We start from the raw sequence: 17,202 nt of genomic DNA on the forward strand, positions 1-17,202 counted from the left end.
AGAGGGATGAATTCCACAGTGGACCCCAGCGGAGCGGGGCAGGGACGCGAACGGGGCCGGGACGACATAGCCGTCGTCGGCATGGCGTGCCGGTTCCCGGGGGCGCGGAACCCCAACGAGTACTGGCGGCTCCTGATGGACCCGCGGGCACAGTTCGGCCGCGTCCCCGACACGCGGTGGCGCGCCGACTCCTTCCTCGGCGACGACTTCCGCGACACCTCGGCCGCCTACACCGACACCATGGCGCTCCTGCCCGACGTGGACCGCTTCGACGCGGCCCACTACGGCATCCCGCCGCGCCGGGCGAAGGCGATGGACCCCCAGCACCGGCTGCTGATCGACCTCGCCCGCGAGGCGATCCAGGACGCCGGATGGGAGGCCGACGGCTTCGACCGCGAGGAGACCTCGGTGATCACGGCCCTCACCGACAGCGGCTACCGCGGCCTGACCACCCTGCAGATCCGCATGCGCCAGCTGGCCGGCGGGGAGTTCGGCGCCCGGCCGGGCGACCCCGGCTGGCGCCAGACGGTCCGCGCCGTCGACGGGATGCAGGGCACCTCCGTGGCCGGGATCCTGCTCAACATGGGCCCGAACACGATCAGTTCGGTCTTCGACCTGCACGGCGAGAGCTACGCCCTGGACTCCGCCTGCTCCGGCGGGCTCATGGCCGTGGCCAACGCCGTCCACGCGCTGCGCTCGGGCCGCACCCGCATCGCCCTCGCGGGCGGCGCCCAGCTGATCGTCACCCCCGACCTGCTCGTGGGGCTGTGCCGGATCGGCGCCCTCTCGCGCAGCGGCCGCTGCCTGCCCTTCGGCGCGGACGCCGACGGCTTCGTCCTCGGCGAGGGCGCCGGGGTGCTGGTGCTCAGGACCCTGGCCGACGCGCAGGCGGCCGGCGACCGGGTGTACGCGGTGATCCGCGGTGTGGGCAGCGCCAACGACGGGACCGTCCAGGGCGGTATGCACCCGCAGGCCGCCGGACAGCTGCGCGCCCTGCGCCGCGCCTACCGCGACGCGGGCCTGGCCCCCGGCGAGGTCGGCTACCTGGAGGCGCACGGCACCGGGACCACCGTCGGCGATCCGGTGGAGCTCGCCGTCCTGCGCGAGCTGCGCGGAGAGGCGGCGGCCCCCGCCCACCTCGGGGCGGTCAAGGCCGTGGTCGGACACTCGCTCAACTCCGCGGGGCTGGCCGGGCTCATCAAGTCCGTGCTGGCCGTCCAGCGGGGCGTGATCCCCCCGCAGCCGGGATTCGGGCTCGCCGACCGCGCCCTGCTGGAGTCCGCGCGGCTGACCGTGCCGACGGAGCCCGTCCCCTGGCCGCGGGACGGCCGGCCGCGCCGGGCCGGCGTCAGCGCGTTCGGCTTCGGAGGCACCGGTGTGCACCTGGTCGTGGAGGAGCACCCCGCGGCGCCGGCCCGCCCGGCGCCGTCCCCGGGTCCGTACGTCCTGGCCCTCGGCGCGCGCGACCGGGCCGGCCTGGCCCGGTACGCCCGGGACCTGGCCCGTACCCTCGCCGAGGAGCGGCCGCCGCTGGACGCCGTCGCCGACACCCTGGCCCGCCGCGCCCCGCTCACCGAACGCCTCACCGTGGAGGCGGCCGACACCGCCGAGGCGGTCGCCCGGCTGACCGAGGCGGCCGGGGCCGTGGAGGCGGGCCAGGGTGTCGGCGCCTGCGGGGAGGCGTTCGTCCCCGCCGGCCTCCGGACACCCCCGTGCACCCTGCCGCCGAGCCCGCTCGCGCCGCGCCGGCACTGGATCGTGGACGAGTCGGCGCGCGGGACCGCCGACCCGGAGCCCGCTCCGGCGGCGCCCGCCTCCGCCCCGCCGCCCCGGGAGGCGCGGTTCGACGGGGCGAGCGCCCGGGCGGTCGTCCTCGAAGAGGTGTCGCGGACCGGCGTCTACCCCCTGTCCGACCTGCACGAGGGCCAGACGCTCGTCGCCGACCTCGGCTTCGACTCCCTGATGCTGCACGAGCTGGACACGCGCCTCGCCCAGCGGGTACCGGGGTTCAGGACCGAGGAGATGTTCTCCCCGGAGCTCACCGTCGGCCGCCTGATCAGGCTCGTCGACCCGGAGCGCACCGGGCCGGAGGGCGCCCCGGCGGCCCCCGCACCGTCCGCGCCGGCGCCGGCCGGCCCCCCGGACCCGGCCGTGCGGTGGAGCGCCGACACGGCGGACGTCGACGACTTCCCGGAGGTGGGCAAGCTCGAACAGCTCCTCGGGTCCATCGCCGACACCGGGGCGGACTTCCCGTACTTCCGGGTCCACGAGGGCAACATCCGCGACACCACGGTGATCGGCGGCCGCCCGTACCTCTCCTTCGGCAGCTACAACTACCTGGGCCTGTCCGGGCACCCCGCCGTCAACGAGGCCGTGCACCGGGCGGTCGAGCGGTACGGTACCTCCGTCTCCGCGAGCCGGGTCCTGTCCGGCGAGCGGGACCTCACCGTCCGCCTCGAACGGGCCCTGACCGAGTTCCTCGGGGTCGGGGACTGCCTGACGCTGGTCAGCGGCCACGCCACCAACGTCACCGCGATCGGGCACCTCGTCGGCGCGGGGGACCTCGTCCTGCACGACGCGCTCGCCCACGACAGCATCCTCCAGGGCTGCGCCCTGTCCGGGGCCGCGCGCCGCCCGTTCGCCCACAACGACACGGAGCAGCTGGAGCACCTGCTGCGGCTCAACCGGTCCCGGTTCCGCCGTGTGCTGATCGCCGTCGAGGGCGCCTACAGCATGGACGGCGACCTCGTCGACCTGCCCGCCGTGATCGAGTTGAAGAAACGCTACGGCGCCCTGCTGATGGTGGACGAGGCGCACAGCATCGGCACCGTCGGCGAAAGGGGCCGGGGCGTCGGAGAGTTCTTCGGGGTGGACCGCCGCGACGTGGACCTGTGGATGGGCACCCTCTCCAAGGCCTTCGCCAGCTGCGGCGGCTACCTCGGCGGCTCGGCCCGGATGGTGCGCTGGCTGCGCCACACCCTCCCCGGCTTCGTCTACAGCGTCGGCCTGACCCCGCCCAACGCGGCGGCCGCGCTGGCCGCCACCGAGCTGATCGCGGCGGAGCCGCACCGGGTGGGCGCGCTGCGGCGCAACTCCGAGCTCTTCCTGCGCCTGGCCGCCTCCGCCGGCCTGGCGACCGGCTCCAGCGCCCACACGCCCATCGTGCCGTGCATCCTCGGGGACTCGGCCCGGACCCTGCGCGTCGCGGACGGCCTCTACGCCCGGGGCGTCATCGCCGACCCGATCTTCCACCCCGCCGTGGAGGAGGGGCTGTCGCGGCTGCGGTTCTTCGTGACCGGCGAGCACCGCGAGGAGGACGTGCGCAGGGCCGTGGCGGTCCTGGCCGAGGAGGTGGCGTCCGCCGCCGCGCCGTGAGCGGTCACGTTAGAAGAGGGTGCGTTCGATCCGGCTGAGCAGGGCGCTCTTCTCCGGGTCGCCGTCCTCGCCCGCCTCTGCCTCCGGGGGCGCCGGATGCCGCTGCTCGGCGCCCTCCATCCGCTGGGCGAGCAGATAGGCGATGATCTCCGCCTCCTGCTCCTGCACGTCGTCGTAGGTCGCGCGCAGGAGCATGTCGCGCACGAGGTCGGGGTCGAGGTCGGGGAAGAGGAGGCGGGCGGCCGCCTCGTCCAGTCCGCCGGCCCCGCGATGGCAGCAGATGATGTGGCCCAGCTCGTGCAAGATGATGTGCTCCTGATGCGCGCTGGTGGTGTTGGCGTCGTAGAAGATCAGGTCCTCGTCGCGGGCGGCGACCCACATGCCGCACGGGTGCGAGGAGGGCATCTGCATCGGGACGAGGAGGATCGGCCGGTCGCGCGCCTCACCGAGGTGGCGGCAGAGTTCGGCGACGTCGGACACCTCGGGGAGGCCGAGTTCGGCGAGCCGCCGGGCGCCGGCCTTGCGGAGCTTCTTGAGCCGGCTGCGGCGGTCGTGATCGGCGGCCCGCTCCTTCCACGCGCCCCTCATACGGGCTCGGAGGGGCCGGGTCCGTCGGCCGAGGGGGACTCGGCGACGGGGGCGTCGGTGACCGGCGGGAGGCCCTGCATCTGCCGGTACTGGTCCATGATGGCCGTGATGGCCGCGAGGTTCTCCTTCTTCATCCCGGCCGCGCGCATCGCCACGGCCCGGACCCCGGACTGCCGCAGCGCCTCGATGGCGGCGACCTGGCTGAGCACGGACTCGGCGACCTTGTCGTCGAAGAAGTAGGCGACCGAGACGCCGAAGAACTTGGCCAGGGCCGCCAGGAGGTCGGGCGACGGGTTGGAGCGCTTCCCCGTCCGCAGTTGCGAGAGGTAGACGCCCCCGGCCTTGAGCTCGGGGTTGGCCCGCTTCAGTTCCTCCGCCACCTCGGCGTTGGTCCAGTGCTTGCCCTTGGGACGGACCGTCTTGAACAGGTCGTCGAGGCGCCTGGCGAGCAGGGGCCGGTCGTCGCTCTCGGTCATGGTGAATCTTCCTCCCGTCACCTCCTCGGTATAGCCCTTGGCTATACGCCAGTTTCACAGAATAGCGGTCAGTTGACAATTGGCCTGGACTCCGCCAACGTTGGGTCTCGCCGATAGCTGCCAGCTAACTCGTCACGGGGGAAGTCCGACGGGGGCAGGCGGTGAAAAGCGGACTGGCCCGGCCCTCGGGGGATGGGCCGGGCCAGTCCGGGCATGAACCACCCGTACGGCCCACGTCGCACGCGGGGGGAACGGGGGAGGCCCGCCCGGTTCGACGGGGGATACGAACCGGGCGGGAGCTTCAACTCGCGGTGCCGAGTTTACTGTAGGCGGCCGCGACTTTGGTGAGCCAGGCCACCTCTGCCGTGAAGTTGTCCGTGTCGCGGTCGTCGAAGTCGCCCGCGTCCTTGTTGTCGTGCGGCATGGTCCCGGCCTGCTTGGCCGTCAGGGCCCGCTTGATCCGCGCCGCCTCCGTGAAGGCCTGCCGCGACTCCTCGCTCTCCTCGCGCCCCGCCGACCCGTCCGAACCGCCCACCGTCGTACGGTCGATGTACGGGCGCAGGTCCCGCCATCCGTCGCGTATCTCGACGACCCGGCGGTGCAGCCGGTAGTCCAGGTCCGAGACCGAGGCGCCCGGCGGCTCCAGGGCGATGTCCGGGGAGGACTCGTACAGGTCCCGCCAGAGCGGGTACAGCGCCCGGTACGAGCGGTAGCTGCGCCCCCACGCCAGCAGCCGGGAAGCCGCCGGACCCCACGAGGAGTTGGTGAGGCCGAGCGACAGGATGACGATGCCGGCCGCGCTGAAGAGGTTCGAGGCCAGCTTCCAGGCCCCGATGTCGACCCCGGCCGCCGCCGTGAGGATGTTGAGCGTCCGGCACGAGCAGTAGAGGAACAGCACCACGGCGGCCACCCGCAGCACCCGCAGCGCCTGCCGCAGCGAGTCGTTGTCCGTCATCCGCGCGTACGAGCCGCACTGGCGGAAGATGGTCACGCAGGGCAGCGCCTGGGACGCCATGAAGGCCAGGAGGTAGACGAGGACCAGCGGTTGCCCGCTGCCCGTGTCGAAGTCCGAGGCCGGCCGGGAGGTCCCGTCGGCGAGGAGGAAGAGCGCCACCAGGGCCACGTCGAGCGCGGTCCCGGTGATCAGCCACCACCGCGTCTTGCGCCGGGCCTCCTCGTCGGACGCCGCCCACCGCAGCAGGATGATCTCCGCGGCGACGCAGTACGCCACCGCCGAGAGGTGCATGAGGAGGATGGCGAGGTTGCCGACGCCCAGGAAGGTCGGGCCGCCCATGGCCACGGCGCCCATGGTGAAGGTGAGGCACTGGAGTACCAGTGTGGTGATCAGCGTCCAGTAGGCGCTGTCGTGCCGGCTGCGCCGCGCCTGGCACAGCCGGTAGAAGAGCGCGGCGTACGAGGAGAGCGCCGCGATGACGAAGCAGAGGGTTCTGATGGTGTTCAAGGCCTGGTTTCCTACAGGGGGCCGCGGGGGCTGCGGCCGGGGTCAGTCGGTGGGTTCGCCCAGCGGGACCTCGAGCCCGATGCTCTCGGCCGCCACGGCGATGGCGTAGTCGAAGTACGCGGCCTCGTCCTTGACGCTGTCGTGGGTGCGGCTGAAGACCTGGAAGACCAGGAGTCCGATGAGGTTGCTCCACAGCACGATGCCGCGCTCGATGATGTCCGAGAACGGAGCCTGCGGGACGCCGCCGAAGGCCTCGACGGCGGAGGGGAGCAGCAGCGGCGGACCGGGCACCGCGCGCCGCGGCGGGGTCAGTTCGCCGGCCTCCAGGGCCGCCCGGATGATGGCGGCGAGCACGGCGGGGGTCCGCGCGGCGGCCGGGACGGTGTCCTGCGGGGCGTGGTAGCCCGGCACCGGCGAACCGTAGATCAGCGTGAACTCACCGGGGTTGGCGAAGGACCACTGCCGCAGCGCGCGCGTGACGGCGAGCAGCCGCGCCCCCGCCGTGCCGCCCGCCGCGTCGGCCCGCTCCATCGCGGCGCCCGAGGCGTCGTAGGCGTCGATGACCAGTGCGGTCAACAGGTCGTCCCGGTGGGGGAAGACGGCCTCGACCTCGGGGAGCCCGAGCCCGGCCGCCCGTGCCACGCCCTCCAGGGACAGCCCCGCGGCCCCCAGTTCCACCAGCTGCCGGCGGGCGGTCTCCTTGACCGCCCCCGCCGTCGTCGGGCCGTCGTCGTTCGAACTGATTGCTGAAACGTCCATGCCGGAACCGTACCCGCCGCCCCGAACCGCCGGGGCCCCAGCACCGCGAGCGCCCCGGCGGACCGCTGCGATCCGGCCACGGGGCGGCCACCGGCCCGCCACCGGGCCGTAGGCTCCCGCCGTGTCTCCCGCCGCTCAGGTCCGGCGCAGGGTCAGCACCCGGGTGGTGCTGCCGTCGTCCTCGGTCAGGTCCCGGACGTGCGCGAAGCCCATCCGCTCCAGCAGGACGAGGGAGGCGCCGTTCTCCGCGGCCACCGTGGCGTGCACCTCCTCCAGGCCGAGGGTGTCGAAGCCGTGGGCCACCACGGCCCGCGCCAGCTCGGTGCCCAGACCGCGGCCCCAGGCCGAGGGGGCCAGCGCGTAGACGATCTCGTGGCCCCCGGCCGTGTCGGTGTGCTTGATCTCGGCGTGCCCGACCAGCTCGCCGTCCCTGCGGACGGCCCAGACGTCGAACAGCTCCTGGGCGTAGACCTTCGTGAAGATCCGGCCGAACAGGGCCCGGTCCTCCTCCTCGGAGACGGGGCCGTCGCCCATCCACCGGGAGACCCGCGCGTCCTGGAACAGGGCCACGAAGTCCTCCTCGTCCTGCGGGACGTAGGGGGCGAGGTGCAGGCGCTCGGTGCGCAGGGTGGCAGTCATGATCGGCGACGCTAGCCACCGGCCGCGGGGGCGGGCAAACGGATTTGCCGGGCGCCGCGCCCCCGGACCGGGTGAGCCGTGTCTCACCCGGGCGGCGCCCCTTGTCTATGCAACTCGTTGCATAGAAAGATCGGGGCATGGCGCTCGACCACGCGATCCTCGTCTCCCTCCTGGAGATGCCGGGCTCCGGCTACGAACTGGCCCGGCGGTTCGACCGGTCCATCGGCTACTTCTGGACCGCCACGCACCAGCAGATCTACCGCGTCCTGGGGCGCATGGCGGGCGACGGACTGCTCTCCGTCCGGGAGGTGCCCCAGCAGGGGCGGCCGGACAAGAAGGAGTACTCCGTCGCCGCCCCCGGCCGCGCCGCCCTCGCCCGGTGGCTGCACGAGCCGATCGAACCCGAGAGCATGCGGCACGAGCTCGCCGTGAAGATCCGCGGCGCGGCCTTCGACGACCCCGCCGCCCTGATCCGCGAGGTCGAGCGGCACCACCGCGCCCACAGCGACCGCCTCGCGCACTACCTCGCGGGGGAGCGGCGCGACTTCACCGGCCCCGGCGCACCCGACCCGCTCGACGCCGGGCAGGAGCTCCAACACGTCGTGCTCCGCGGCGGCATCGCGTACGAGCGGATGACCGTCGCCTGGCTGGACGACGTCCTCGCCACCCTGCACCGCCTGGGCGCGACGCCCGCACCGTCCGCCTGACCGCACCCACCCACCCCTCCCGGAAGGCGACCCCTCATGGCCGACCCCCTCCTCTTCAACCCGCGCACCTACGACCCCGCGCACTTCGACCCCGAGACCCGCAGGCTGCTGCGCGCCACCGTCGACTGGTTCGAGGAGCGCGGCAAGCGCCGGCTGCTGGAGGACTACCGCACCCGCGCCTGGCTCGCGGACTTCCTCGCGTTCGCCGCGAAGGAGGGCCTGTTCGCCACCTTCCTCACCCCGGCCGCCGCCGCGACCGGCGAGGACCAGCGCTGGGACACCGCCCGGATCGCCGCCCTCAACGAGATCCTCGGCTTCTACGGCCTCGACTACTGGTACGCCTGGCAGGTGACCATCCTCGGCCTCGGACCGGTCTGGCAGAGCGAGAACGCCGCCGCCCGCGCCCGCGCCGCCGAACTGCTCACCGAGGGCGAGGTGTTCGCCTTCGGCCTGTCCGAGCGGACGCACGGCGCCGACATCTACTCCACCGACATGCTCCTGGAGCCCGACGGCGACGGCGGCTTCCTGGCGAGCGGCTCCAAGTACTACATCGGCAACGGCAACGCGGCCGGTCTCGTCTCCGTCTTCGGCCGCCGCACCGACGTCGAGGGCCCGGACGGGTACGTGTTCTTCGCCGCCGACAGCCGCCACCCGGCGTACCGCCTCGAGCAGAACGTCGTGCACTCGTCCAAGTACGTCAGCGAGTTCCGGCTCCAGGACTACCCGGTCGCCGCCGAGGACGTCCTGCACACCGGCCGCGCCGCCTTCGACGCCGCCCTCAACACCGTCAACGTCGGCAAGTTCAACCTCTGCACCGCCTCCATCGGCATCTGCGAGCACGCGATGTACGAGGCCGTCACCCACGCGCAGAACCGCGTCCTCTACGGCCGCCCCGTCACCGCCTTCCCGCACGTGCGCCGCGAGCTGGCCGACGCGTACGTCCGCCTCGTCGGCATGAAGCTGTTCAGCGACCGCGCCGTCGACTACTTCCGCTCCGCCGGTCCCGAGGACCGCCGCTACCTCCTCTTCAACCCGATGACGAAGATGAAGGTGACCACCGAGGGCGAGAAGGTCATCGACCTCATGTGGGACGTCATCGCCGCGAAGGGCTTCGAGAAGGACACCTACTTCGCCAACGCGGCCGTCGAGATCCGCGGCCTGCCCAAGCTCGAGGGCACGGTCCACGTCAACCTCGCGCTGATCCTGAAGTTCATGCGCAACCACCTGCTGGAGCCGGTGGAGTACCCGGCCGTGCCGACCCGCCTCGACGCGGCCGACGACGACTTCCTCTTCCGGCAGGGCCCGGCCCGCGGCCTGGGCTCCGTACGCTTCCACGACTGGCGGCCCGCCTTCGACGCGTACGCCGACGTGCCGAACGTCGCCCGCTTCCGCGAGCAGGCCGACGCCCTCTGCGCGTTCGTCGCCACCCTCGCCCCCGACGAGGCGCAGAGCCGCGACCTGGACTTCCTGCTCTCCGTGGGCCAGCTCTTCGCCCTGGTGGTCCACGGCCAGCTGATCCTGGAGCAGGCCGGCCTGACGGACCTGGACGGGGACGTCCTCGACGAGCTGTTCTCCGTCCTCGTCCGCGACTTCTCCGGCCACGCCGTCGAACTGCACGGCAAGGACTCCGCCACCGGGGCGCAGCAGGCCTGGGCGCTCGGCGCGGTGCGCCGCCCGGTCGTCGACGAGGCCCGCGCGGCCCGCGTCTGGCAGCGAGTCGAGGCGCTGTCGGGGACGTACGAGATGGCGCCGTAGCGGCGGGCCGCGGGCCGGGCCGGGGGACACCGTCCCCGACCCGGCCCCGGGCCCGGCCCGCGCCGGGTCAGGCGGCCGGCTTCCCGGGCTGGTCGTGGGTGGAGCAGTGGATGCCCCCGCCGCCCGAGGCGATCGTGTCGATCTGCACCTGTACGACGTCCCGCTTCGGGAAGTGCTCCTGGAGGATGCCGCGGGCACGGTCGTCGGCCTGCCGGTCGCCGAAGCGGGGCAGGAACACGGCGTCGTTGGCCACGTAGAAGTTGGCGTAGGTCGAGACGAAGTCGTCGCCCCGGCCCGTGATCCGGTCCAGGTCGGGCTGGGGCAGGTCGATGATCTCGAAGCGTCGGCCGCGGGCGTCGACGGCAGTCGACAGGACGGACTTCGCCTGGTCGGCGGAGCGGGACCAGGAGTCCGGCGGGGTGTTCGGGTGGGCGCGGTCCAGCAGGACCACCCCGGGCGCCGTGAAGCGGACGAGGCTGTCCACATGGGCGTCGGTGATGTCCTGGCCGCGCACGCCGGCCAGCCAGACGACCTTCCCGACACCCAGGGTCTTCTTCAGCTCGGCCTCGATCGTGTCCCGGGACTTCCCGCGGTTGCGGTTGTCGTTGACGATCGAGCTCTCGGTCACCAGGAGGGTGCCCTCGCCGTCGGTCTCGAAGGAGCCGCCCTCCGCGACCAGCGGGGCCTGGACCCGGGGGATCCCGTACGTGCGCAGCAGGGTCCGGCCGACCTGGGCGTCGTTCCCGTGCTGCTGCTTGTTGCCCCAGCCGTTGAAGTTGAAGTCGACGCCGACGACCTTGCCGGCCTCCTCGACGAAGACGGGGACGGTGTCGCGGGCCCACAGGTCGTCCACGGCCAGCGGGATGACCTCGACCTGGGAGCCGCACGCCCGCTGGGCCGCGTCCGCCTGGTCGGGCCGGGCCATCATGACCACCGCCTCGTACTTCCCGACGGCCCGTGCGATCCGCGCGATGTCCTCGCGCACGTACGGCAGGTCCTGGTCCCACACGCCCGCGGCCAGGGCCGGCCAGGCCATGAACGTACGGGTGTGGCTCTCCCACTCGGCGCCGAGCCGGCGCTTCGCACCGTTCGCGGCGGCCTGCTCGGGGGTGCCGGCCGGGCTGCCGGGCCGCTCCGCGGCGTCGTCGACGGGGCCGCAGGCCGCCGCGCCGAGGGCGAGGGCGCCGAAGCCGGCGAGGGTGCGCAGGACGGTCCGGCGGGTGGGGGGAGGGTTCGACACGGGATGACTCCGATCGTGGACTGGCGGACCAGGTGCGTCCGGCCAGGGCGGGCCCGGCGGACGGACCCGCGCTCCTGGGACGAGGGTGCGCTCCCGGTCCCGCGAAGGGCCAGTGCGGGAGGAAGCGGAACGACCTCGTACCGCCACTGTGGCACTGACTGAAAATTCAGTCAAACCGCCGCGCCGGGCGGGATCGGTCGTCCGACGCGCCCCGCGGGCCGGTCAGCCCAGCCGGTCGACCTCCACGCGGACCGCCTCGCGCATCAGGTGCCGGGCGTGCCCCAGGGGCAGCAGGCCGCTGAGCCAGCGCACGCTGAGTCCCTCCAGCAGTGCGGTCAGCCGCTGGGCGGCGCCCGTGGCGGCGGCGGGGGGCGCCGCCGGACGGACGGCCGCGACCAGCTCCGCGACCTCGGCCGTCCAGGCCGCGCCGGCCGCCGCGAGCTCCTCGCGCAGCTCCGGGTCGAAGACCGTGTGGGCCCGCAGCTCCCCCCAGGCCGTGCTGTTCTCCCGGACCTCGGGCAGGTCCTGGAACTCCAGGAGCAGGGTCCGCTCCAGCAGCTCGCGGGGATCGGCCGGGCATCGCGCGGCCTCCTCGTCCCCGGGCCCGGTGTACCGGTCGGCCCGGTCCCCGATGAAGGCCAGGGCCTCGCGCAGGATGCCGGGCCGGTCCTTGAAGTGGTAGTAGACCAGGGCGGTGGACACCCCTGCCTCGGCCGCCAGCTCCGCCACCCGCAGCCCCCGGACGCCGCGGCGTGCGATGACGCGGGCGGCGCCTTCGAGGATGACCCGTCTGCGGTCCGTCACGGTGTGGTCCCTCCTGGGTGAACCCGTTCGGCGAGGTGCGGCACGTATTGTCACACGTTGACTGAAACTTTAGTTAAGGAGACGATGAAAACCGGCCACCTGACCTGCCGCATCGTGGAAAGAGCACCGCATGTCCGACCAGCTTTCCGGCGCCCAGCCCGCCCCCGCGGGCCTGTCCGCCGACGACCCCCGCGAGATCGGCGGCTACCGCCTCCACGCCCGGCTCGGCGCCGGCGGCATGGGGGTGGTCTACCTCGCGTACACGCCCGGCGGCCGCCCGATCGCGCTGAAGGCCGTGCGCTCCGAGTTCGCGGCGGATCCGGAGTTCCGCGAGCGGTTCGCCCGGGAGGTGGCCAGCGCCCGCCGGATCCACGGCCTGTTCACGGCGCAGGTGGTCGACTTCGGGGTGGACGAGCGCACCCCGTGGCTCGCCACCGCCTACGTACCGGGCCCCTCCCTGCACGAGGTGGTGCGCCGGCACGGCCCGCTGCCCGTGCGGACGGTGCTGCTGCTGGTCGCGGGCATGGCGGAGGCCCTCCAGGCCATCCACGGGGCCGGAGTCGTCCACCGCGACCTGAAGCCCGCCAACGTCCTCCTCGCGGGGGACGGCCCCCGCGTGATCGACTTCGGCATCGCGCACGCGGCGGACTCCTCCGCGCTGACCGGCACCGGGCTGCGGATCGGCACGGCCGCCTTCATGGCGCCGGAGCAGGCCCTCGGCCACCGGGTGACCCCGGCCACCGACGTCTTCGCCCTCGGCGCCCTCGTCGCGTTCGTCGCCGGCGGCGCGCCGCCCTTCGGTGCCGGACCGGAGTCCACGGCCCTGTACCGCGTGGTCCACGAGCACCCCGACCTCTCGCGGATCCCCGCCGCGCTGTACGACCTGGTGGCGTGGTGCCTGGCCAAGCAGCCCCAGGACCGCCCGACCACCGCCGAGCTGATCGCGTACGTCCACGCGCACCCCGCCGTCGGCCGGCGGCCGGAGTTCACCGACGGCTGGCTGCCCCGGCCGGTCCGGGAGGAGGTAGGCGGGGCCCCGCGGGCCTCCGCCGACGGGCCCGCGACCCACGCGCCGACGGCGATGGCCGCCACGGCCACCGCGTCCGCGCCCGGTGCGCCCCCGGCCCGCACCCCCCGGCCCGGCGCGCACCCGGCCGCCGCCCCCGTGGCCGCTCCGGTGCCCGCCGCCCCCGCCCCCGCCCCCGCCCCCGCGCCGGCTCCGGCGCCGGAGCCCGCCCCGGAGCCGTCCCCCGGCCGCCGGGCGGCCCGGCGCGGACGGCGCCTGCCCGCGGTGGCCGGGGCGGTGGCGGCGACCCTGCTGGCCTGCGGCGCGGCCGCGTACCACCTGGACGGCGCGGACGGCCCCGAGGAGGGGGCCGCCGCCTCCGCCGAGGACCGGGTCCCGGCCGACGGCGAGGCCGACACCGACCGGCCGTCCCCGTCCCCCACCCCCTACCCGGCGGGCTACACCCAGGTCGAGCTGACCGCCCCCGACACCGGCTACGAGTTCGACCTGAAGGCCGGGAAGGTGGTCCCCGCGGACACGGCCACCTGGTTCCTCGCCCGCGACGGCCAGGCCTTCGTGCCCTCGGAGGAGTCCGACTCCTTCGTGGCCGACGGCCGGACGCTCACGGTGCCCGGCTGCCTCCAGGGCATCGGGACGAAGCCCGTCACCGCCCTGCCCTTCAGCGCCCTGGCGGGGGAGCGGCCGTTCTGCGTCCGCAGCCCCGACCGGCGCGAGCTGGCGGTCGTCCGGCTCCGCAAGGCGGCCGCCTCCGGGCCCGTGACGGTCGTCGTGGACCAGTACCACCTCGGCTGATCCGGGGGCGGCGACACGGAACGAGTTCCTCCAATCTCCCTCCCATGTATTGACTGAATTTTCAGTTAACGCAAGGATGCCGATCATCCCCGCCCCTTCCTCCTCAGGGAGCCCCCCATGGACATGCCCACCACCTCCCGCCGCCGGCTGCTCCGGCTCGGAGCGGCGGCCCTGCCGTTGGCCGCCCTCGGCACCGCCCTGCCCTCCGCCCTCGCCCGGGCGGCCACCGCCGGCGCCCCGGCCGGGCTGACCATGCCGGCCGAGACCGACGCGCACGTCCGCACGTACATGGCCTGGCCCGCCCTCTCCCGGGTCTGGGGCAGCGCGCTGGAGGGCGTCCGCGCCGACATCGCGGGCGTCGCGTACGAGATCTCCCGCTTCGAGCCGGTCGTCGTGCTGGCGCGCCCCGGCCAGGCCGCCGACGCCCGCTACCAGTGCGGCCGCGGCGCCCGCCACGCCATCGACGTCATCGAGATCCCGGTCGACGACCTGTGGATCCGCGACTTCGGGCCCACCTTCCTGGCCGGCCCGGGAGCCGTGGCCGGCGTGGACACCCACTTCAACGGCTGGGGCAAGACGGGCACGAAGTACGCCCAGCCCTTCGCCAACGACGCCGCGGCCGCCGGCATCCTCCTCGGCGAGTACGCCGTGAACCGGGTCCAGGCGGGCTTCACCGGCGAGGGCGGCTCGCTGGAGACCGACGGCGAGGGGACGCTGCTGGCCACCGTCAGCTCGCTGGTGAACCCCAACCGCAACCCGGGCATGACGCAGCAGCAGGTGGAACAGGAGCTGAAAGCGGCGCTCGGCATCGACAAGGTCATCTGGGCCCCGGGCCTGGCGGGTGCGGACATCACCGACTGCCACATCGACTGCCTGGCCCGTTTCACGGCCCCGGGCAAGGTCATCCTCGACCGTCCCGGCCCCGGCGCGGACGCCAGGTGGATCGCGGTCTACGAGGAGACCAGGAGGGTCCTGCAGGCCGCCACCGACGCCCGGGGCCGCAGCCTGGCCGTCACCGAGCTGCCCGGCCCGGACCGCACCAAGATCATCGGCCAGGGGGACGAGTTCCTGTCCAGCTACACCAACTACTACACGCCGAACGGCGCGGTGATCGCCCCGCGGTTCGGGGACGCCTCCGCGGACGGCACGGCCCGCGCCATCCTCCAGGCCGCCTACCCCGGCCGGCAGGTGGTCCAGATCGCCATCAACGGCATCGCGAGCGGTGGCGGCGGCATCCACTGCGCCACCCAGTCCCACCCGGCCGTTCCGCCGGCCTCCTGATGCCCGCCGAGCCCCGGCAGGTCCGCCGGTCCGGGGACGGGCCGGGTGCGTCCGTACCCGAACGCCCCGGTAAGGTGCGGGTCATGGCGTCTCGCAGCACTCAGATCCTCGAAGCGGCCGCCCGGGTGATCGCCCGGCGCGGGGTCCGCGGGCTGCGCGTGGAGGAACTCGCGGCCGAGGCCGGCGTGTCCACGGCCCTGATCTACTACCACTTCAAGGACCGCACCGGCGTCCTGCGCCAGACCCTCGAGTTCATCAACGACCGGGCCGAGCGCTACACCACCGACCGCGACCCGGACGCCCCTCCCCTCACCCCGCGGGAGGAGCTGGACGAGACCCTCCTGCTGGAGCTCCAGGACACCGTGGAGGTGCGGGAGAACAGCTCGGCCTGGGGCGAGCTGCGGGCCAGTGCCGTCTTCGACGAGGTGCTGCGCGAGGACCTCGCCCGGGCCACCCTGGTCTGGGTCCAGGAGGTCGCCGCACTGCTGGGGCAGGTCCAGCCGATGGCGACCGCCTCCTCGCTCGCCGCGGCCGCCGAACGCCTCACCGCCCTGCTGGAGGGGCTGAGCATGCGCTGGCTGAGCGGCGGCATCCGGATCGACCACGCGCGCGAACTCATGCGCGGGGCCATCGACGCCGAGCTGGCCGGACTCCGGCAGTACTGAGGTCTCCGCCTCCCCTCCCCACGTCCCGGTGGGCCGCTCCGGCCTGCCCGGACGCGACTCCGTCGTGTCCTCCCGCAGGCCGGGGCCTTTCCTTGCCCCAACTATTGACTGAATTTTCAGTCAGTGCCACAGTTCCTCGCGTCGCCCGGCGCACCACCGAGGCGGCGCGATCCCAAAGGAATGATCATGAACGTTTCCCGTACCCGGTGGGCCCCGTGCCCCTGACACCCACCGAACGCGACCGGCTCCTGCTGTTCACCGCCGCGGAACTGGCCCGGGCCCGGCGGGCGCGGGGCCTGCGGCTCAACGTCCCCGAGGCCACCGCGCTGATCGCGGACACGGTGTGCGAGGCCGCCCGCGACGGCGTCCGCCTCGCCGAGGCCCTCGAACGGGGCCGCGGCGTGCTCGGCCCCGACGACGTGCTGCCGGGCGTCGTGGACATCGTGACCGAGGTGATGGTCGAGGCCGTGTTCGAGGACGGCACCCGGCTCGCCGCGGTCGGCGACCCCTTCGGGGCGCAGCCCCGCGACGACGGGGCCCCCGGCGCCGTCCTGCCGGGCGCGGACACCGTCGACGAGCCGGAGCCCGTGCTCACCCTGGCCGTCCGCAACACGGCGTCCGTGCCGGTGAGCGTCACCTCCCACTTCCACTTCTTCGAGGCGAACCCGCGCCTCGACTTCGACCGGGCAGCCGCGTACGGCATGCGGCCGGCGGTCGCGGCCGGTTCCTCCACCCGCTTCGACCCCGGTGCCACCGTCGAGGTGGGCCTGGTCCCGATCGGCGGCGCGCGGATCGCGATCGGCTTCGCGGGCCTGGTCGACGGTCCGCTCGACGCCCCCGGCGCCAAGGAGCGGGCCCTGGCCCGCGCCGCCGCCCGCGGCTACCTCGGCGCCGTGGCCCCGGAAGGGATCCCGACATGAGCAGACCGTCCCGCCACGGCGACCACTGCGCTCCCGGCAGCCGGCACATCGACCCGTACGAGTACGCCACGGTGCACGGCCCCCGCGCGGGCGACCGGGTCCGGCTCGGCGACTCGGGGCTGACCGTCCGGGTGGAGTCCGACGCCCAGAAGCCCGGCGACGAGTTCCTGGCCGGCTTCGGCAAGACCGCCCGCGACGGCCTCCACCTCAAGGCCGCCGCCGTCCGCGAGACCTGCGACGCGGTCATCAGCAACGTCCTGGTGATCGACGCCGTCCTCGGCATCAAGAAGGTGTCCATCGGCATCCGCGAGGGCCGTATCCACGCCATCGGCCGGGCCGGCAACCCGGACACCCTCGACGGGGTCGACGTCGTCGTCGGCACCGGGACGACGATGATCTCGGGCGAGGGCCTGATCGCCACGGCGGGTGCGGTCGACACCCATGTCCACCTGCTCTCCCCGCGGATCATGGAGGCCTCGCTCGCCAGCGGTGTGACCACGGTCATCGGCCAGGAGATCGGGCCCACCTGGGGCGTCGGCGTGAACTCGCCCTGGGCGCTGCGGCACGGGTTCAACGCCTTCGACGCCTGGCCGGTGAACGTGGGCTTCCTCGCCCGGGGCTCCTCCTCGGACGCCGCGCCCCTGGTCGAGGCCCTGGCCGAGGGCGGTGCCTGCGGTTTCAAGGTGCACGAGGACATGGGCGCCCACACCCG

At 74.0% G+C, this 17,202-nt stretch carries 14 protein-coding genes and 1 pseudogene; 8 read left to right on the forward strand and 7 right to left on the reverse strand.

Features of this window, described 5'->3' with window-relative positions; all coding sequences use genetic code 11:
- Positions 1-6 precede the first annotated feature (6 nt).
- Complete coding sequence (locus ACIRBY_RS37635; protein WP_403909607.1) at positions 7-3,375, forward strand: aminotransferase class I/II-fold pyridoxal phosphate-dependent enzyme; 3,369 nt, start codon at positions 7-9, stop codon at positions 3,373-3,375.
- Between the two features lie 9 nt (positions 3,376-3,384).
- Here the strand turns inward: ACIRBY_RS37635 and ACIRBY_RS37640 are convergent, their stop codons facing one another.
- From ACIRBY_RS37640 to ACIRBY_RS37660, 5 genes are all read right to left on the reverse strand, one after another.
- Positions 3,385-3,963 (reverse strand): toxin, encoded by a 579-nt coding sequence (locus tag ACIRBY_RS37640; protein ID WP_403909610.1) that lies wholly within the window; start codon positions 3,961-3,963, stop codon positions 3,385-3,387.
- A complete protein-coding gene (locus ACIRBY_RS37645; RefSeq protein WP_403909613.1) occupies positions 3,960-4,439 on the reverse strand; it encodes an XRE family transcriptional regulator in 480 nt (159 codons plus the stop codon). Before ACIRBY_RS37645 ends, ACIRBY_RS37640 begins: the two co-directional genes overlap by 4 nt.
- Positions 4,440-4,740: 301 nt before the next feature.
- Positions 4,741-5,901 (reverse strand): MAB_1171c family putative transporter, encoded by a 1,161-nt coding sequence (locus tag ACIRBY_RS37650; protein ID WP_403909616.1) that lies wholly within the window; start codon positions 5,899-5,901, stop codon positions 4,741-4,743.
- Positions 5,902-5,943: 42 nt separating this feature from the next.
- A complete protein-coding gene (locus tag ACIRBY_RS37655; RefSeq protein WP_403909619.1) occupies positions 5,944-6,660 on the reverse strand; it encodes a TetR/AcrR family transcriptional regulator in 717 nt (238 codons plus the stop codon).
- 135 nt (positions 6,661-6,795) lie between these two features.
- Entirely contained in the window at positions 6,796-7,299 is a 504-nt protein-coding gene (locus ACIRBY_RS37660; RefSeq protein ID WP_403909622.1) for a GNAT family N-acetyltransferase, read from the reverse strand.
- 137 nt (positions 7,300-7,436) lie between these two features.
- Between ACIRBY_RS37660 and ACIRBY_RS37665 the strand changes: the two genes are divergently transcribed.
- Positions 7,437-8,006 (forward strand): PadR family transcriptional regulator, encoded by a 570-nt coding sequence (locus tag ACIRBY_RS37665; RefSeq protein ID WP_403909625.1) that lies wholly within the window; start codon positions 7,437-7,439, stop codon positions 8,004-8,006.
- Positions 8,007-8,042: 36 nt separating this feature from the next.
- The gene (locus tag ACIRBY_RS37670) at positions 8,043-9,761 is read left to right on the forward strand and encodes an acyl-CoA dehydrogenase family protein (protein WP_403909628.1); all 1,719 of its coding nucleotides are present in this window, start codon (positions 8,043-8,045) and stop codon (positions 9,759-9,761) included.
- Positions 9,762-9,828: 67 nt separating this feature from the next.
- Here the strand turns inward: ACIRBY_RS37670 and ACIRBY_RS37675 are convergent, their stop codons facing one another.
- Together ACIRBY_RS37675 and ACIRBY_RS37680 are read right to left on the reverse strand one after the other, a co-directional pair.
- Positions 9,829-11,001 carry an agmatine deiminase family protein gene (locus tag ACIRBY_RS37675; protein WP_403909631.1) on the reverse strand — a complete coding sequence of 391 codons (1,173 nt, stop codon included), beginning with the start codon at positions 10,999-11,001 and terminating at the stop codon, positions 9,829-9,831.
- 222 nt (positions 11,002-11,223) lie between these two features.
- Positions 11,224-11,805 carry a TetR/AcrR family transcriptional regulator gene (locus ACIRBY_RS37680; RefSeq protein ID WP_403909634.1) on the reverse strand — a complete coding sequence of 194 codons (582 nt, stop codon included), beginning with the start codon at positions 11,803-11,805 and terminating at the stop codon, positions 11,224-11,226.
- Between the two features lie 130 nt (positions 11,806-11,935).
- Between ACIRBY_RS37680 and ACIRBY_RS37685 the strand changes: the two genes are divergently transcribed.
- From ACIRBY_RS37685 to ACIRBY_RS37705, 5 genes and pseudogenes are all read left to right on the forward strand, one after another.
- Entirely contained in the window at positions 11,936-13,624 is a 1,689-nt protein-coding gene (locus ACIRBY_RS37685) for a serine/threonine-protein kinase (protein WP_403909637.1), read from the forward strand.
- Positions 13,625-13,741: 117 nt separating this feature from the next.
- Positions 13,742-14,905 carry an agmatine deiminase family protein gene (locus ACIRBY_RS37690; RefSeq protein ID WP_403909640.1) on the forward strand — a complete coding sequence of 388 codons (1,164 nt, stop codon included), beginning with the start codon at positions 13,742-13,744 and terminating at the stop codon, positions 14,903-14,905.
- Positions 14,906-14,988: 83 nt separating this feature from the next.
- Positions 14,989-15,570 (forward strand): TetR/AcrR family transcriptional regulator, encoded by a 582-nt coding sequence (locus tag ACIRBY_RS37695; RefSeq protein WP_042810795.1) that lies wholly within the window; start codon positions 14,989-14,991, stop codon positions 15,568-15,570.
- A gap of 215 nt (positions 15,571-15,785) precedes the next feature.
- Positions 15,786-16,490 (forward strand): urease subunit gamma, encoded by a 705-nt coding sequence (ureA, locus tag ACIRBY_RS37700; RefSeq protein ID WP_403909643.1) that lies wholly within the window; start codon positions 15,786-15,788, stop codon positions 16,488-16,490.
- A pseudogene (locus ACIRBY_RS37705) lies at positions 16,487-17,202 on the forward strand (urease subunit alpha); the annotation flags it as partial. The gene ureA and the pseudogene ACIRBY_RS37705, both read left to right, overlap by 4 nt.

The sequence above is a fragment of the Streptomyces sp. NPDC096136 genome (genome assembly GCF_044763325.1).
In the GTDB taxonomy this organism is placed as follows: domain Bacteria; phylum Actinomycetota; class Actinomycetes; order Streptomycetales; family Streptomycetaceae; genus Streptomyces.

Bases quoted from the DNA above. Each gene is read 5' to 3' on its own strand.
- ACIRBY_RS37635 (WP_403909607.1), top strand. From the start codon at position 7: ATGAATTCCACAGTGGACCCCAGCGGAGCGGGGCAGGGACGCGAACGG.
- ACIRBY_RS37640 (WP_403909610.1), bottom strand. From the start codon at position 3,963: ATGAGGGGCGCGTGGAAGGAGCGGGCCGCCGATCACGACCGCCGCAGC.
- ACIRBY_RS37645 (WP_403909613.1), bottom strand. From the start codon at position 4,439: ATGACCGAGAGCGACGACCGGCCCCTGCTCGCCAGGCGCCTCGACGAC.
- ACIRBY_RS37655 (WP_403909619.1), bottom strand. From the start codon at position 6,660: ATGGACGTTTCAGCAATCAGTTCGAACGACGACGGCCCGACGACGGCG.
- ACIRBY_RS37660 (WP_403909622.1), bottom strand. From the start codon at position 7,299: ATGACTGCCACCCTGCGCACCGAGCGCCTGCACCTCGCCCCCTACGTC.
- ACIRBY_RS37665 (WP_403909625.1), top strand. From the start codon at position 7,437: ATGGCGCTCGACCACGCGATCCTCGTCTCCCTCCTGGAGATGCCGGGC.
- ACIRBY_RS37670 (WP_403909628.1), top strand. From the start codon at position 8,043: ATGGCCGACCCCCTCCTCTTCAACCCGCGCACCTACGACCCCGCGCAC.
- ACIRBY_RS37685 (WP_403909637.1), top strand. From the start codon at position 11,936: ATGTCCGACCAGCTTTCCGGCGCCCAGCCCGCCCCCGCGGGCCTGTCC.
- ACIRBY_RS37690 (WP_403909640.1), top strand. From the start codon at position 13,742: ATGGACATGCCCACCACCTCCCGCCGCCGGCTGCTCCGGCTCGGAGCG.
- ACIRBY_RS37695 (WP_042810795.1), top strand. From the start codon at position 14,989: ATGGCGTCTCGCAGCACTCAGATCCTCGAAGCGGCCGCCCGGGTGATC.